Consider the following 16,450-nt stretch of genomic DNA (forward strand, 5'->3'; position numbering starts at 1 on the left):
AAAATAGGAGAAAAACAATGAAACGTATATTAATTTTATTATCAATATTTATTTTTGCTTTATCTTGTTCAAAAAATCAAACACAAAATACCGAAGCAGCAGATAATTCTTTAGAAAAAGTAAAAGAAAGCGGAAAACTTGTATTAGGCTTAGATGATACTTTGGCACCAATGGGGTTTAGAGATGATAATGGTGATATAGTTGGTTTTGATATAGACTTAGCAAGGGAAGTTGCTAATCGTTTAGGGGTAGAGCTTGAGGCCAAACCTATAGATTGGTCTAGTGCTATATTGAGCTTAAAAAAAGGAGATATTGATGTGATATGGAATGGATTTGCTGTTAATGAAAGCAGAAAACAGCAAGTTAATTTCACTAAACCATATCTTTATAATAGACTTATGATAGCAAGATATTCTGACAGAAATGATATTAAAAGTAAAGAAGATTTGAAAGGAAAAATAGTAGGGGTACAAAGCGGAAGCAGTAATTATGAAACATTAGTAAATGACCCTATAAGTAAAGAAGTTAAAGAGATTAGACAATATGATTCTTATGTTAATGCTTTTTTGGATTTAGAGGCTAAAAGAATAGATGCTGTAGTGGTAGATGAAATAGTAGGACGTTATTACATATCTAAAGAAAAAGCTGATTTTGAAGTATTAGAAGATAACCCTATTACATCTCAATATCTTAGTGTAGGTCTAAGAAAAACAGATACAGAATTGTTAAATGCTATTGATAAAGCTTTAGATGATATGAGAGCTGATGGAAAAGCGGCTGAAATATCTACTAAATGGTTTGGCAAAGATATATTTATAAAAGGATAATTAATAAAAATTAGAACAGAGGCATAAATCCTCTGTTCTAAAAAATTTAATTTATAAAAATTTAATTTATATAAAAAATAATAAATCAATGGAAAAAAGCAAGGAATATTCCAACAGTGATAGCACCGGAAATTATACCAGAAATATTAACAGCCATAGCATGAAGAAGCAAACAGTTAGAAGAACTATTTTCTTGACCATATATATGAGCTCCCCAAGCAGGCACCGGGAAAGCACTAAGTCCTGCAGAACCTATTATAGGATTAACCTTGCCGCCTGTAAGTACATTGATAACCTTAGCAACTAAAACACCTATTATAGTATTTAATATTAATGATAAAAATCCAAATACAAATATTAATACTGTGCTTAAAGATATAAAAGTATCAGCAGAAGCAGAAGAGCCTATAGCTATACCAATAAGCATAGTAAGAATTCCTGTCAAAGATTTTTGTATTGTAACTGAGAAATTTTTAATAATATCAGATTCTCTTAAAATACTTCCAAAAAGAAGAGCAGCTATAAGCGGGAATGAATTAGCCAAAAATATACCGCAAAGAGCCATAGCAACCACAGCAAATATAATCTTCTCTCCCCTTGAAACATGTCTTAAATATGACATAGATATAGTTCTTTCTTTCTTTGTAGTTAAAACTTTAGTAACACCAATCTGTAGTATAGGCAAAAGTTCCATATAAAGATATGATGCCATTACAATAGGGGCAAAATATCTCGCATCAGTTACTAAAGTAGTCATATACATAGCCAAAGAACCATCAGCTGCGCCTATAATAGAAGTAGCAGCAGCCACATCAGAGCCTATTAAATTGCTTACCATAAAAAATACAACAAATATACCAATTTGAGAACTAGCACCTATAAAAAAATTTTTGGGATCAGCAAGTACAAGACCTAAATCTATCATAGTACCAACGGCGAAAAATACAAGCACAGAATAAACGCCGCTGCTTGCACCATTATATATCATACCCAAAAAACCATTAATAACATCTTCAGTGATTTTAGGTAAAGGCATATTAGCAGCAAGTATAGCAACTCCCATAGGTAAAAGAAGTAAAGGTTTCTTATTATAATATATAGACATATAAATTAAATAAGCACCTATCAATATCATTATTATCTGCGAAAAAGACGGCGGATAAAAACCTGCAAATAAATAGTTAAAATCCAACCCTAAAGAATTATTCATATTCACCTCTCGAAATTATATCTTACTTAATCTGCAATATTACTTGACCTTCTACAACAGATGAACCTTTCTCAACATGTATAGATATAACTTCTCCAGAAGCAGGAGCAGTAAGTTCATTTTCCATTTTCATAGCTTCTAATACAGCAACAACCTGTCCTTCTGTTACTTTGTCTCCTATAGCAACATTAAATGATAATATAGTGCCAGGCATAGTAGCTTTTACTGATATTGCATTCTCATCTATAGCAGGAGCTTTTTGAGCAACAGGTGCTGGTGTAGGTGCTGAAGCTTTTGTATTAGCCGCCTGATTATTTACAACTTTATTAACAGCAGCAGATAAAACTTTATTTGAAGCAGCAGACTCATTTCTTATCTCTTCAACAGATACATCATAACTTTTTCCATTAACAGTTACTTTATAATTTTTAATCATCTTTTATCTCCTAATTATTTTTTATTTTCTCTTATTTTATTTTATTCTGTCAGCCATACCCCATACAGGAGTTTTAGACTCTTTTATTGAAGTTATTACAAATTTAGAATTACCGCTATAAGCAGTGATACAAGCAGTAATAGCTGCTACAAGCTCACTGTCATCTAATAAATCCTCTTCTTTAGTTTTGCTCTCTTCTACAACCTTGCTAATCTCTTCTTCTTTCTTTATGTTTCTTGGCTTAAAAATAATACTTAAAACTAAAGCTAAAACATAAAAAACCAAAGCAACAATTAAAACAGATATTATACCGAATATTGTAATAGCAGCATTATGATCCATAATTTATTTACTCCTTTTATTATAATTACAATACAAAATCACAAAGGTATATTACCATGTTTGCGAGGAAGTCTTGTTTCTCTTTTGCTTACTAATAAATGAAGTGCATTAATGAGATAGCTTCTAGTATATTCAGGCTCTATTACATCATCAACATATCCTCTAACAGCAGCTCTGTAAGGGTTAGCAAACTCTTTTTTGTATTCTTCTATCTTTTCAGCTCTCATTTTCTTAGGGTCTTCAGCTTTTTCTATATCTTTTTTAAATATGATATTCGCAGCACCGTCAGGTCCCATAACAGCAATCTCAGCAGAAGGCCAAGCATAAACCATATCAGCACCTAAATGTTTAGAACACATAGCTATATAAGCTCCGCCATAAGACTTTCTTATAATAAGAGTAATCTTTGGAGCAGTAGCCTCAGAATAAGCATATAAAAGTTTAGCACCATGTCTAATAACACCATTATGTTCCTGACCTACACCAGGTAAATATCCTGCAGTATCAACCAATGTAACCAATGGAATATTAAAACTATCGCAGAAACGAATAAAACGAGCAGCTTTGTCCGCAGCATTAATATCAAGTACGCCTGCCATAGAATTAGGCTGATTAGCTATTATACCAACAGATTTACCATCAAGACGAGCAAAACATATCACTATATTAGTAGCAAATAAAGGCTGAAGCTCAAAAAACTCGCCATTATCAACCACTCTTTTTATAATCTCTTTTATATCATAAGGTTTATTAGGACTGTCTGGAAGTATATTTGATAATTCTTCATCATTTCTATTAGGGTCATCATTAGTATTTTCTAAAGGCACATCTTCCAAATTATTTTGAGGTATATAAGAAAGTAATTTTTTAACACCTTCTAAAGTAGATATCTCATCAGGGAACATCAAAGAAGCAACACCGGAAGTTTTGCTATGAACAAAAGCTCCTCCAAGCTCTTCTGCAGAAACCTGTTCGCCTGTTACAGCCTTTACAACCTGAGGACCAGTGATAAACATATTAGCAGTTTTATCAGTCATAAGTATAAAGTCCATCAAAGCAGGAGAATAAACAGCTCCTCCCGCACAAGGCCCCATTATTACACATATTTGTGGAATTACTCCAGAAGCTTGTACGTTTCTATAGAAAATATCGCCATAACCTCTTAATGAATCAATACCCTCTTGTATTCTAGCTCCGCCTGAATCGTTAATACCAATACAAGGGCAGCCTAATTTTATTGCCATATCTTGCACTTTACAAATTTTAGCAGCATGCATCTGTCCTAATGAACCGCCTATAACAGTAAAATCTTGAGCATATACACATACTTGTCTTCCGTTAATTTTACCATATCCTGTAACTACACCTTCGCCTGCTACTTTATTTTTTTCCATACCAAAATCACTGCATCTATGTTCTATAAAAGCATCAATCTCACAAAAAGTGCCTTCGTCTAAAAGATGCAATATACGTTCTCTTGCTGTTAATTTACCTTTAGCATGACGTTCTTCTATTTTGTCTTTGCCGCCAGCTTCTTCTATCTTTTCTTTTCTTTTCTTAAGTTCATTTATTTTTTCTTGCATATTTGAAACCTTTTATTTGATTATATTTTTTAATTAAAAGTTAATTCTGCTAAATTAAAAAATACAACTAATTAGTATTTATTGCAATCATATTTTATCATTTTTGTATATTTTAACAAATTAGTCGAAAGTTAAAAAATACAAAAAATAACTTGCAAAAAAGTTAGAATACTCTTACAATATGAAAAATTAATAATTCAAATAACATTATGGTATATAGAAAGAATAAAGAAAAATCAAATTATGTATGGTTTATTTTTTTAATTACTATAATTTAATATATATATACAATTTTTTAGGAGAAAGAATAAAATGAAAAAATTAATTATAATAACAAGTATATTAGCAATGAGCATAAGCAGCGGACTTATGGCTAAAACAGGATTTGGTTTAGGGCTAATGATACCGCTTGGAGCAAGCTTCAGCAGTTTCAGCGGAAATGAAGCTCAACATGTAAAATCTGATACTGGATTTGAATTTGGTATTCATTTACAGCCTGCATATTATTTTGGGTTTAACAATTTATCATTCGGCTTAGGATTAGATTTAGGATATAAAAGAGATGTGTTTGCTTTCAAAGCAGCTATTGATGAAAAATCAAAAGGCGGATTAACTTTCGATAGCTTAATGGTAGGAATACTTCCTAGAGTAGATATAGCTTTTGTTTCTATAGGTGTAGGTGCTGGTGTAAAAATACCTTTAGCAGGAAGCAGTTACTTTAGAGAAAGCGACGGAGGATACACTTCTCAAGGATATGATTATAAAAAGCTTAAAGATACTTTTAAAAACCCTTATATACCTTATGTAAAGGGGGTTGTTGATTTCTTATTACCTTATAACCTAGTTTTAGGTATATATGCTTCTTATGATATACCTTTGGTAGAATATAAAGACCCTAATAATAATATTAAAATGTCTTCATTTGATTTAGGCGGAGAAATTGGATTGAGATTCTAATAAAAATTAATTAAAAATAATATTTAAGGAATGCATATTTAATAATATGTATTCCTTATTTTTTATTATAAATAGATTATTACTATTTCCGAGTATAAAAAGCAGTACAATATAAAGGATTATAAAAAATGAAAAAAATAGTGATAATTGCGAGCTTATTAGTAATTGGATTAAGCGGAAATTTGATGGCAAAAACTGGTTTTGAAGTTAATGTTCTTCTTCCTTTTGGATTTAGTTTGGGTACTTATACGGGTACTGATGCTGCTAAATATACTAAGGCTGATGCTGGTTTTGAATTTGGAATACATGTTATACCTGGATATTATTTTGGAATTAGCAATATAGGTTTAGGAATTGGTTTTGATATTGGTTATCAGAAAGATGTATTTGCTTTCGGCTTAAAATCTCAAAGCGGAAGATACGGTGCTTCTTTTGATAGTTTTAATTTAGGATTATTGCCTAGAATTGATATTGGATTTGTATCTTTAGGAATTGGAGGAGGATTCAAGTTTCCTATAGCTGGTCTTATGTATCAAAGAGATGGTGCTGACGGCATAGGTCAGGCTAGCATGTATGATACAAAGAATATTTATAAAGAGTTTAATAAGCCTTTTATACCTTATGTAAAAGTTATGCTCGATTTTATATTACCGCTCAATTTAACAGCAGGTATTTATATTGCTTATGATATACCATTTATGGAAAGTAAAAGTCATAATTTCAAACTTTCTAGTGTAGATTTGGGAGCACAATTAGGTGTGAGATTCTAAAAAACAGTTAAAAAAATTAAAAGAGCTTGTAAAAAAATATTATAAGCTCTTTTTTTTATTCTATATATTTATTTCTATTTATTGTAAAGAACTCTCGTCAACCTCGGTTGCTTGAAGGCGAGTTTTTAATTTATCTATCACATTACCTTCTACTGCCTTTTGAAACTGTATGGCTACATCTTTATTTTTTGTAAACTTTGGTATAGCACTCGCTATTAAGGCTGATATTCTTTTATCAGATTGAACCATATCATAAATATGCTCTGGAATAGCTACTATTAATGTTGCACCTTTACTTTCTATTGGGTTTCCTTGCGATAACAAAGAATATATTGTTGGGCTTTCTGTTTCAACATATGAAAGAATTTTATTATAGAATATATGCCTTTTGTCATTCGGGCTAAGAGGAACATCATAAGCTGGTTTAGGAGCATTATTAATTTCTTTAGGTTTTTGAATATTATCATTACTAAGCCCATAGTCTTCATTAGTGTCAGAAACAGTTTGAACATTGCTTGAAGATATAATGTCTACAGGACGAATCAAATTGTCTGTATCAAGAAGTAAAAGCATACGCATCTCAAATATTACCCTCGCATTAGAAGCATTTCTTATACGCTCTTCTACATTTAATATATAATCAAGCATTCTCTCTATCTCATCATCGCTATAATTATTAGCAAAAGTCTTTAAGTCATCTCTCTCATTTTCTGTTATCTCTAATAATTTAATATCATCAATACCGCTCTTTATCATAAGTACAACACGCATATAATCAATTAAATTATTAATGAATGTTCTCGGGTCAACAGACTCTTCAAATAGTTTTTTAACAAATTGAAAATAATTTTTTTTGTCTTTTGAAATCATTACATCAAAAAACTCTTTAACAAAAGAAAAATTATTCCCCCCAACCACAGCTATAACATCAGCACTTGTAATATGTTTTTTGTCTGCAGTATAGGCTATCATCTTTTCTAATATAGTTTCACTATCACGAACAGAACCCCTTGCCTGTTTTGCTATCAAAAATATAGCCTCATCATCATAAGCAATATTTTCTTTGTCTAATATACTTTTAAGAATCTTCTCTAAATCTTCTATACCCAAAGACTTAAAAATATACTGCTGACATCGGCTTCTTATTGTTGGGAGTACTCTGTCTGCTTCAGTAGTAGCAAGTATAAATACAACATGGGAAGGCGGCTCTTCTAATGTTTTAAGTAAAGCATTAAAAGCTTCATTAGTAATCTGGTGAACCTCATCTATAATATATACTTTATATTTACCAGCAACAGGCGATATGCGTACATTTTCTATTATTGTTCTTATATTTTCTATACCTCTATTGCTTGCACCGTCTATTTCAATAACATCTAAAGGAGTGCCATTTTCTATTTGCGTACAAGAAGGACAAACCCCGCATGGTTTATCTGTAGGACCATTAACACAGTTTAAGGCCTTTGCTATAATTCTTGCAAGAGATGTTTTACCTACACCATGAGCTCCAGAAAAAAGATAAGCATGTGCTATTTTTTTTTGTGCTATACTTTTAGATATTGTTTTTGTAATATGTTCCTGTCCTATCACCTCTTCAAAAGTTTGCGGACGATATTTTCTTGCTATTACTTTATAGTTTTCAGCCATGTTAATAGTGTTCCATTAAATTATTTTTTATGTTTTTAAAATTATTTTAACAGACTATATTTATTTGTCAATTTTTATTTATGCTCAAGCCATTTACATTCTGTTATATGCATATCTGAAAATACTGCTCTAAAAGATGAAGCCTCAGGACTGCATGCATATATTCCAAAACTTATCTCATCATTGCCTTTAAATAAATGAAATATCCTCATCTGCTTAAAAGTTTTACCATCTTCGCTGTATTCAATTAAAAAATCACTTTCCCTTCTGCTTAATCTATAATACATCTCTTTTATAGAAGCTGATATATCTTGAGTAGCCCAATCAGAATATCCGTTATTTGTAACAACACTTCCCAAACGCTGATAATCTTCATTCTCATATTCTATTGAAGCCTTAAACCAATTCTCACTGTCTATATAAATTGCAACTCCGCATTGGTCAAAACGGCGCTTACTTTCAAATAAAGTCTTTACAGTAAAAGAAAAATATTTATCACTTGTTTTAGTTTGGAGTACAGGAGCATTGTCATTTCTAAAGCCATAATATGTTCTCTGCCAAAGGTCTGTATTAGGCTCTGTATATATTTCTATTTTCTCATCATCAATTAATATTTTTCGAGGCTTTCTAATCCAAAATAATTCTTCTTTTAAAAAACTTTTCATTTTATATTTCCTAAAATTTTTATAAAGTTAAATAAATTAATTTTGCACCAGAGCCTCCTAATTCCCTCGGAGCATCAGCAGCATATTTTATATAAGGCTTGCCCTCTGTAGCAATATAATATTCAACTATGTTTTTTAATACTGGTATTTTATTTTCGCTTCCAAAACCTTTTCCATGTATTATAAGTATTGGGCTTATTTTATTCTTTTTGCATTCACCGATAAAATGCTTTACTTCAATTAAAGCTCTATCAGCTGTAAGACCATGCAAATCTATTTTTTCCTTTGGAACGGCATTTTTTATTTTTGGCTTAAATTTGACATTCTTTTTTGGAAACTCTTTTTTTGAATGATTGCTGCAATCAAGGTTTTTAATAGCATTTAAAAATAAAAGTCTTTCTTCTTCACTTACAGTATAATTATTAGTTATATTATCTTTATAGGTTTCTTTATATTCTTCGTTTTTAGCTGGATGATTGAGAGTATTTTTATTTGATGTTTCACTTTCTTTTTTTATTTCTTTTTTTAGAACTTTATTTTCTTCATAATCTTTTGGAAAATAGCCATGCTCTACAAAAAATTTAAATAGCCTCTCATCATCATATTTATCAGACATTGATACTAAAACCTCATGAGTTTAATAATTTTAAAAACTCAGAATTATCTTTAGTATTTTTCATTTTAGCTATCATCTTCTCAATAAAGTCGTATTCATCAATATTGATACCCTGACCCTGAACACTTCTAACAAGATTCATCTTAGCAAGCTCTTCCTCATTAAGAAGTAAATCATCTCTCCTTGTAGAAGAAGAATCTATATCAATAGCAGGGAATATTCTTCTATTAGCAAACTTCCTCTCTAAATGAAGCTCCATATTACCAGTACCCTTAAACTCTTCGTAAATATAATCGTCCATCTTACTTCCAGTATCAACTAAAGCAGAAGCGATTATTGTAAGAGAGCCGCCCTCTTCTATATTACGAGCAGCGCCGAAGAATTTTTTAGGCTTATGAAGTGCATTAGAATCAACTCCTCCTGTTAATACCTTACCGCTTGCAGGCACTACTAAGTTATAAGCCCTTGAAAGCCTTGTTATAGAATCTAATATAATTACAACATCATGTTTATTTTCAACTAATCTCTTAGCCTTCTCTAATACCATCTCTGAAACTTGACAATGCTTTTCTGGAAGTTCATCAAAAGTAGAAGCAATAACTTCAGCCTCTGGAACTTGTCTTTTCATGTCAGTAACCTCTTCAGGACGCTCATCTATAAGAAGAATGAAAAGTTTAATATCTGGATAGTTTTTACATATAGCATTAGCAATCTCCTGAAGCATCATAGTTTTACCAGCTTTAGGGGGTGCTACTATTAATCCTCTTTGTCCTTTACCTATAGGAGATACTAAGTTTATAATACGAGTAGAGATTTTATTTGGAGCAAACTCTAAATTAATTCTTTCATTAGGAAATATTGGTGTAAGCTTATCAAATAAAGGTCTTCTATGCAAATTATCAGGCTTTTCGCCATTAACAGATTCTATTCTAAGCAAAGCAAAAAACTTTTCACCTGCATTATCTTTAGGAGGTCTTACTTCTCCGCTAATAACATCCCCTGTTCTAAGTCCGAAAAGTCTAATTTGTGCAGGAGATATATATATGTCATCAGAGCCTACTAAATAATTTGTGTTTTTAGAACGTAAGAAACCAAATCCGTCTTGCAAAGTTTCTAATGTACCCTCAGCAACAACTTTACCTTCTAAATTAATATGAGATTTTACTATTAAATGCATTAATTCCTGTCTTCTTAAATTGCTGTTAGTATCTTTCTTAATGCCGTAATTTTCAGCAAAATCTATTAATTCATCAAAAGTTAAAACACTTAATTGGCTAATGTAAAGTACATCAAAAGGTCTTTGAATTTTATTATTATTCTCTTCTTCTTTATTATTGTCATCTTCAACAGCAGAAACTTCTTCTTTTTCTTCTTCTTGAGTCTTAGCAACTACCTTTCTAACAACTTTTCTTACCTTTCTCACCTTTTTCAAAGGCACAACATTTTCATCAGCAGAAAACTCTAAATTGTTATCTTCAGACATAAGTAACCTCCATAAACCTTATATGTAAGTTATAGTCTATAAAAACTATAACCAACACATAAAATTTACTTTTGTTTATATATAATTAGATTAATAAACGATTATTATTTTAAATTATTAAAATTATTTTTTATTTTGCTTCAGTTTTATTAGCAGATGAGCTATCAGAATCGCATAACATCACAATACACATATCAGCTCCATCACCAAATCTTTTGTATGATAAGATTTTTCTTACGAACCCGCCATTTTTATTAGCATATTTAGGAGCAATATCTTTGAAAAGTTTAGCAAGTATTGCTTTATCTTTTACATATTTAGAAACCAATCTTCTATTATGAACATTATCAACTTTAGCTCTATAAATTAACTTATCAGCTAATTGTTTTAAAGCTCTACCTTTCTCTTTAGTAGTTTCAATTTTCTCATATTTGAAAAGAGAAGTTATCATATTGTTAAACATAGCCTTTTTGTGGGCAGTAGTTTTATTAAATTTTTTAACAGTAACTCTATGTCTCATACATTATCCTTAATTTTATTAGCCTCTCATACCAAGATGAGCATTATATTCTGCAAGCTTTTCTTTAATTTCTTCTATAATCATTTCATTAGCACCGATTAATCTTAACAAATCAGCATCAGTTTTAAGAGCAACCTTATCTAAAGTTTTAAGATCAGAAGATATTAAGAAATTAGCAGTTCTAACAGAAAACTCAACTTCTTCAACATGTTTATCTTTTAAAGAATCAAGTACAGAATCTTTAGGAGTTTCTTCTATTTTTTCATCATCTCCATTAGCCTCTTCAGGAAGCATAAAAGGAGTGAGATTATCTCTAAGCAATTTAGCTGCCCAAGATAGAGCTTTTTCAGGGGCAATATTACCTTTAGTTTCTATTTCTAAAGTAAGTTTACCATAATAATTTATACGCTGACCCACTCTAACATCATCAACAGCAAATTTCACACTTACTATAGGAGAATATATAGCATCTATAGCTATAGCATTCACATCTTCAAGCAACTCCATATTCACTTCAGCAGGCACATAATTATAACCTGATTCTATCTGAACATCCATTTCAAAAGTATAACCTTCAGCTATAGTAGCAATATGATGTTCCGGATTAAATACTGTTACATCGGCATCAGCTTGAGCGAAATCAGCAGCAGTAACTGTACAAGGACCTTCTTTTTTAACATGTATAGTTTTAGCATCAACATTTTCAGGAAGAGCTACCACAACATTTTTAAGATGCATAATCATCACTATTGTGTCTTCTTTCATACCAGGAACATTTTCAAATTCATTAGTAACGCCATCTATTTTGATAGCAGTAATAGCATATCCAGGTATAGATGATAATAATACTCTTCTTAGAGCATTTCCAATAGTAGTGGCATATCCTCTTTCAAAAGGCTGTGCTACAAATTTACCATAATTAGGAGTTAAATCTCTAGCTTCAAATGTAACTCTATGCGGATGTCTAATAGATTCTAATATTTCTTTTAATGCCATTCTTTCAATACTCCCTTATCAAAGAGTTCCATTACTTAGAATAATACTCAATAATGAGCTGTTCATTAATAGGATACTCTATATGCTCTCTTATTGGCAATGTTACTATTTCACCTTGTTTAGAAGACAAATCTAAACTTAACCAAGCAGGAACATATTCACTTTTTAAACCATCAAGAATTTCTTTCACTTGTGAAATAGAATTTCCTCTCTGAGAGAAAGAAACCTTATCTCCAACTTTCATACTATAAGAAGGCACAGACATAGTTTTTCCATTAACATTTATAAAACCATGTTGTACAAATTGTCTAGCCTGAGCTCTGCTTTTAGCAAGACCAAGTCTATAAACAACATTATCAAGACGAAGCTCTAATAATCTTAGCAAGTTTTCACCTGTAACACCTGCTACACGGTTAGCTTCATGATAATAGTTTCTGAATTGTTTTTCTAATATTCCATAAATACGTTTAACTTTTTGTTTTTCTCTCATCTGAATACCGTATTCTGATAATTGTTTCATTTTACGGTTAGTAGGACCTGGAACTTCTCTCTTTTTTGTTATAGCACATTTAGCCGTAAGACATCTCTCGCCTTTAAGCATAAGTTTCATTTTTTCACGACGGCATAATCTGCAACTTGCATCTCTATATCTAGCCATAATTATTTATCTCCCAATTAATTATATTCTTCTTCTTTTTTGAGGACGGCAACCATTATGAGGCATTGGTGTAACATCCTTAATAAGTTTTACTTTTAATCCTGCAGCTTCTACAGCTCTGATTGAGCTTTCTCTACCCATACCAGGACCTTTTACATAAACTTCAACTTCTCTTACACCCATCTCATAAGCTTTTTTAGATGCCTTCTCACTAGCAACCTGTGCAGCAAATGGAGTAGATTTTTTACTACTTTTATATTCTCCATCTAAACCAGCACTAGCCCAAGATAAAGTATCACCGTTTCTATCAGTGATAGTAACTATTGTATTATTAAAGCTAGCTTTTATATGCACTATACCAAAAGCTTCTACTTTTCTATCTTTTTTTATTTTTTTATCTTTTAGTGTTTTTTTACCTTTTTGAGTAGCCACTATTCTCCCCCATTAGTTATTTTTACTTCTTACCTGGTGCTTTTTTCTTACCAGCTATAGCTTTTCTAGCTCCGCCGCCTCTAGCGTTACGAGAGTTAGTTCTTGTTCTTTGTCCGCGTACTGGAAGTCTTTTTATATGACGCATTCCGCGATATGAGTGAATATCTTTTAAACGTTTAATATTATTAAAAAGCTCTGTACGCAAATCTCCTTCCACTTTAGTTGTGGCTTCTATTGCATCTCTTAAAGCTGTAATTTGAGCATCTGTAAGGTCTTTAGCTTTAATAGAATAATCTATATTAGCCTTATCACAAATTACATGTGCTAAAGTACGTCCTATACCATATATATCTGTTAGGGCGATTTCTATTCTTTTATTATTTCTTATTTCAACACCCATTAAACGTGCCATACTAATTATCTCCTTAAATTAATTACTTCTGTTTTTGTTTATGTCTTGGGTTTTTCTTACATATAACTCTAACTACGCCTTTTCTTCTTACTATTTGACAGTCATTACAACGTTTTTTTACCGAACTTTTTACTTTCATATTAAATGTTCTCCATTATTTTACTTATAACGATAAATTATTCTACCCTTTGTTAAATCATAGGGCGACATTTCTATAGTTACCTTATCTCCAGGAAGTATACGAATAAAGTTCATACGCATCTTTCCAGAAATATGTGCCAATATCTTATGACCATTCTCTAACTCTACTCTAAAAGTAGCATTAGGAAGAGGCTCTACTACTGTACCTTCTACCTCTATATTTTCTTTCTCTGCCATATTAATTACCTTCTCACCTTAGACTTCTTCAATATACCATCATAGTTATGCATCTGTAAGTAAGACTCTATTTGTTTTAATAATTCAACAGCAACACTTACACTAATCATTACAGATGTACCGCCCATCAAATAAACCAAAGAATTGTTAGTTCCTTTGAAAGGAGCAAATACAGGAATCTTAGACATTAAATCTGGGAACACAGCAATAGCAGCCAAGAATAATGAACCGCCTATTGTTATTCTGCTTAATACTGTTTTAAGATATTCAGCAGTTTGTGTACCAGGTCTATAACCAGGGATAAATCCGCCTTGTTTTTTAAGATTCTCTGCTATATCATCTGGATTAAATTGTACAGATGTATAAACATAGGCAAACATAATAACCAAAAGACAATAAAGAATTATATAAGCCCAGCTTCCATAAGAGAAAAATCTAAGCAAAGCGTCCAACCATCTCCATTGAACACCTCTTGTTAAACTAGCAATCTGTGCTGGAATAGCCATCAAAGCTGATGCGAATATTATAGGTATAACGCCAGATGGGTTAATCTTGAAAGGTATATGAGTTGATTGTGCACCAAAAACCTTTCTTCCTACAACTCTCTTAGCATATTGAACAGGTATTCTTCTCTGTCCGCTCTCTTCATAAACTACGCAGAATATCACTATAGCAAATATTATAAAGAAAAGAACTATTACTAATGAGTTTAAGTAATCAGTATCTTTTTTCTGTATAACATCATAGAATCCTGCAGGAATACGAGCAACAATACCAGCGAAAATTATTACAGATATACCATTACCAAGGCCGCGTTCTGTAATTTGGTCACCTAGCCACATTAAGAACATGGTACCAGTAGTAGCTGTAATCACTACGAGAAGTATAAAACCTAAACCAGGTCTCATAAATATCATAGCACCTTCATTTATACTTTGAATCCAGCTAGCCATAGCTGCAGATTGAACCACACAAAGACCAAGTGTTAGATATCTAACATATTGGTTGATTTTTTTACGACCGCTTTCACCCTCTTTTTGCATTCTCTCAAGTGCTGGTATAACAACACCTAAAAGCTGCATGATGATAGAAGCGGATATATAAGGCATAATTCCAAGTGCTAATATAGAAAATCTAAACAAAGCACCGCCAGAAAATAAATCCATAATAGTTAAAAGACCGCCGCCGCCTTGAGCTGATGATAAAAAGCCCAAAAGAGCAGTTGGGTCTATACCTGGAGTTGGAATATGACTGCCTATTCTATATACCAAAATAGCAAGAACTGTAAACAGTATCCTGCTTCTTAATTCTGGTACTCTAAATATATTAGTTAATGACTTAAACATTTATAAACAACCTTACTTCTTTTCTCTAATATATTTTTTACGTTCATGTATTATAACTTTACCGCCAGATTTTTCAATCTTTTCTATAGCTTTTTTGCTAGCAAGATCAACGGTAATAGTGATAGCACTCTTTACTTCACCCATAGAAAGAAGTTTTATATAATCTTTAGTAGAAGATAAATAACCTAATTTAACTAAAGCTTCTCTAGATATTTCGTTAGAACCTAATGAATCTAAGTCTCCAACATTGATAACATCTACAGACTTTTTGAAAGCAGCATTAGTGAAACCGCTTTTAGGAATTCTTCTATGTAAAGGCATCTGTCCGCCTTCAAAACCAGCTCTTCTGCTGTAACCTGCACGAGACTGAGCACCTTTATCACCTCTTCCTGCAGTACAACCCCAACCAGAACCTTGTCCGCGTCCTACTCTATGACGATTTTTGCTCGATCCTTTTGGAGCTCTTAATATTTTTGTATTTTCCTGTGCCATTCTCTAGCCCTCACTTATACTCTACTTTTAAAAGATGTGATATTTTATTAATCATTCCATTTATTTGAGGAGTTGCTTCGTGTTCTACAACTCTTCTACTCTTTTTGAAACCTAAAGCTACAACAGTATCTCTTTGAGACTTTTCATAGCCTATAGGAGATTTAACTAATGTTATTACAACTTTAGCCATTATTCAGCCCTCCCATAAATCTGGTCAACACTAATTCCTCTTTTATTAGCCATATCTTGAACAGTTTGTAAAGATTTTAAACCTTCAAAAGTAGCTTTAGCTAAGTTCATAGAATTGTTATTACCTAAAGATTTAGAAAGAATATTTTTTACGCCTGCTAATTCTAATACAGCACGTGCAGGACCGCCCGAAATAACTCCTGTACCTTTAGAAGCTGGTTTCATTATTATTCTGCTGCTTCTAAATACACCAACTGTATTATGAGGAATAGTTTCACCTTTAAGGTTAACTTCTATCATATTCTTTTTAGCCTGCTCTATAGCTTTTCTTATAGCATCAGGTACTTCGTTTGCTTTACCGTAACCTAAACCAACATGTCCGTTCTTATCACCTAAAACCATTAAAGCTGCAAATCTAAAGCGTCTTCCACCTTTCATAACTTTAGCTACTCTGTTTAGAGTTATTAGACGCTCTTCAAACATACTTTTTT

Annotated in this window: 22 protein-coding genes; 3 read left to right on the top strand and 19 right to left on the bottom strand. The window is 31.8% G+C overall.

Going from position 1 to position 16,450, the window contains the following annotated elements; all coding sequences use genetic code 11:
* The first annotated feature begins 17 nt into the window (after window positions 1–17).
* A complete protein-coding gene (locus R4I97_RS02645) occupies window positions 18–827 on the top strand; it encodes an amino acid ABC transporter substrate-binding protein (protein ID WP_335783586.1) in 810 nt (269 codons plus the stop codon).
* A gap of 85 nt (window positions 828–912) precedes the next feature.
* Here the strand turns inward: R4I97_RS02645 and R4I97_RS02650 are convergent, their stop codons facing one another.
* The 4 genes from R4I97_RS02650 to R4I97_RS02665 are packed head-to-tail and all read right to left on the bottom strand — an operon-like array spanning window position 913 to window position 4,398.
* A complete protein-coding gene (locus tag R4I97_RS02650) occupies window positions 913–2,037 on the bottom strand; it encodes a sodium ion-translocating decarboxylase subunit beta (protein ID WP_335783587.1) in 1,125 nt (374 codons plus the stop codon).
* Between the two features lie 22 nt (window positions 2,038–2,059).
* Window positions 2,060–2,473 (bottom strand): biotin/lipoyl-containing protein, encoded by a 414-nt coding sequence (locus tag R4I97_RS02655; protein WP_335783588.1) that lies wholly within the window; start codon window positions 2,471–2,473, stop codon window positions 2,060–2,062.
* Window positions 2,474–2,509: 36 nt separating this feature from the next.
* Window positions 2,510–2,815: an OadG family protein gene (locus tag R4I97_RS02660; protein WP_335783589.1), complete on the bottom strand. Its 306-nt coding sequence runs from the start codon at window positions 2,813–2,815 to the stop codon at window positions 2,510–2,512.
* 38 nt (window positions 2,816–2,853) lie between these two features.
* Window positions 2,854–4,398: an acyl-CoA carboxylase subunit beta gene (locus R4I97_RS02665; protein ID WP_335783590.1), complete on the bottom strand. Its 1,545-nt coding sequence runs from the start codon at window positions 4,396–4,398 to the stop codon at window positions 2,854–2,856.
* 312 nt (window positions 4,399–4,710) lie between these two features.
* Between R4I97_RS02665 and R4I97_RS02670 the strand changes: the two genes are divergently transcribed.
* The gene (locus R4I97_RS02670; protein WP_335783591.1) at window positions 4,711–5,355 is read left to right on the top strand and encodes a hypothetical protein; all 645 of its coding nucleotides are present in this window, start codon (window positions 4,711–4,713) and stop codon (window positions 5,353–5,355) included.
* A 128-nt stretch (window positions 5,356–5,483) separates the two neighbouring features.
* Window positions 5,484–6,125, top strand: coding sequence for a hypothetical protein (locus tag R4I97_RS02675; protein ID WP_335783592.1), 642 nt, complete (start codon window positions 5,484–5,486; stop codon window positions 6,123–6,125).
* A 78-nt stretch (window positions 6,126–6,203) separates the two neighbouring features.
* Here the strand turns inward: R4I97_RS02675 and dnaX are convergent, their stop codons facing one another.
* The 15 genes from dnaX to rpsE form a co-directional block, all read right to left on the bottom strand.
* Window positions 6,204–7,772 carry a DNA polymerase III subunit gamma/tau gene (gene dnaX, locus R4I97_RS02680; protein WP_335783593.1) on the bottom strand — a complete coding sequence of 523 codons (1,569 nt, stop codon included), beginning with the start codon at window positions 7,770–7,772 and terminating at the stop codon, window positions 6,204–6,206.
* A 74-nt stretch (window positions 7,773–7,846) separates the two neighbouring features.
* Window positions 7,847–8,437, bottom strand: a complete 591-nt coding sequence (locus tag R4I97_RS02685) for a DUF1349 domain-containing protein (protein ID WP_335783594.1) — start codon at window positions 8,435–8,437, stop codon at window positions 7,847–7,849.
* 19 nt (window positions 8,438–8,456) lie between these two features.
* A complete protein-coding gene (locus R4I97_RS02690) occupies window positions 8,457–9,053 on the bottom strand; it encodes a Smr/MutS family protein (RefSeq protein ID WP_335783595.1) in 597 nt (198 codons plus the stop codon).
* Between the two features lie 13 nt (window positions 9,054–9,066).
* Window positions 9,067–10,536 (bottom strand): transcription termination factor Rho, encoded by a 1,470-nt coding sequence (rho, locus tag R4I97_RS02695; RefSeq protein ID WP_335783596.1) that lies wholly within the window; start codon window positions 10,534–10,536, stop codon window positions 9,067–9,069.
* A gap of 130 nt (window positions 10,537–10,666) precedes the next feature.
* Window positions 10,667–11,056, bottom strand: a complete 390-nt coding sequence (gene rplQ / locus R4I97_RS02700; RefSeq protein ID WP_157152060.1) for a 50S ribosomal protein L17 — start codon at window positions 11,054–11,056, stop codon at window positions 10,667–10,669.
* A gap of 18 nt (window positions 11,057–11,074) precedes the next feature.
* Complete coding sequence (locus tag R4I97_RS02705; protein ID WP_335783597.1) at window positions 11,075–12,052, bottom strand: DNA-directed RNA polymerase subunit alpha; 978 nt, start codon at window positions 12,050–12,052, stop codon at window positions 11,075–11,077.
* Window positions 12,053–12,083: 31 nt separating this feature from the next.
* A complete protein-coding gene (gene rpsD, locus R4I97_RS02710) occupies window positions 12,084–12,710 on the bottom strand; it encodes a 30S ribosomal protein S4 (RefSeq protein ID WP_335783598.1) in 627 nt (208 codons plus the stop codon).
* A gap of 21 nt (window positions 12,711–12,731) precedes the next feature.
* Complete coding sequence (rpsK, locus tag R4I97_RS02715) at window positions 12,732–13,142, bottom strand: 30S ribosomal protein S11 (RefSeq protein WP_013243948.1); 411 nt, start codon at window positions 13,140–13,142, stop codon at window positions 12,732–12,734.
* 22 nt (window positions 13,143–13,164) lie between these two features.
* Entirely contained in the window at window positions 13,165–13,554 is a 390-nt protein-coding gene (gene rpsM / locus R4I97_RS02720; RefSeq protein WP_013243949.1) for a 30S ribosomal protein S13, read from the bottom strand.
* A 22-nt stretch (window positions 13,555–13,576) separates the two neighbouring features.
* The gene (rpmJ, locus tag R4I97_RS02725; RefSeq protein WP_014933892.1) at window positions 13,577–13,693 is read right to left on the bottom strand and encodes a 50S ribosomal protein L36; all 117 of its coding nucleotides are present in this window, start codon (window positions 13,691–13,693) and stop codon (window positions 13,577–13,579) included.
* A gap of 20 nt (window positions 13,694–13,713) precedes the next feature.
* Entirely contained in the window at window positions 13,714–13,932 is a 219-nt protein-coding gene (gene infA, locus R4I97_RS02730) for a translation initiation factor IF-1 (RefSeq protein ID WP_013243950.1), read from the bottom strand.
* A 5-nt stretch (window positions 13,933–13,937) separates the two neighbouring features.
* Window positions 13,938–15,278: a preprotein translocase subunit SecY gene (secY, locus tag R4I97_RS02735; protein WP_013243951.1), complete on the bottom strand. Its 1,341-nt coding sequence runs from the start codon at window positions 15,276–15,278 to the stop codon at window positions 13,938–13,940.
* Between the two features lie 12 nt (window positions 15,279–15,290).
* On the bottom strand, window positions 15,291–15,770 hold the full coding sequence (gene rplO / locus R4I97_RS02740) for a 50S ribosomal protein L15 (protein ID WP_013243952.1): 480 nt from the start codon (window positions 15,768–15,770) through the stop codon (window positions 15,291–15,293).
* A gap of 10 nt (window positions 15,771–15,780) precedes the next feature.
* Window positions 15,781–15,960: a 50S ribosomal protein L30 gene (rpmD, locus tag R4I97_RS02745; protein WP_219708118.1), complete on the bottom strand. Its 180-nt coding sequence runs from the start codon at window positions 15,958–15,960 to the stop codon at window positions 15,781–15,783.
* The gene (gene rpsE / locus R4I97_RS02750) at window positions 15,960–16,442 is read right to left on the bottom strand and encodes a 30S ribosomal protein S5 (protein ID WP_013243954.1); all 483 of its coding nucleotides are present in this window, start codon (window positions 16,440–16,442) and stop codon (window positions 15,960–15,962) included. Before rpsE ends, rpmD begins: the two co-directional genes overlap by 1 nt.
* Window positions 16,443–16,450 lie beyond the last annotated feature (8 nt).

Origin of the sequence: Brachyspira pilosicoli, from assembly GCF_036997485.1 — a bacterium.
Lineage (GTDB): Bacteria > Spirochaetota > Brachyspiria > Brachyspirales > Brachyspiraceae > Brachyspira > Brachyspira pilosicoli_C.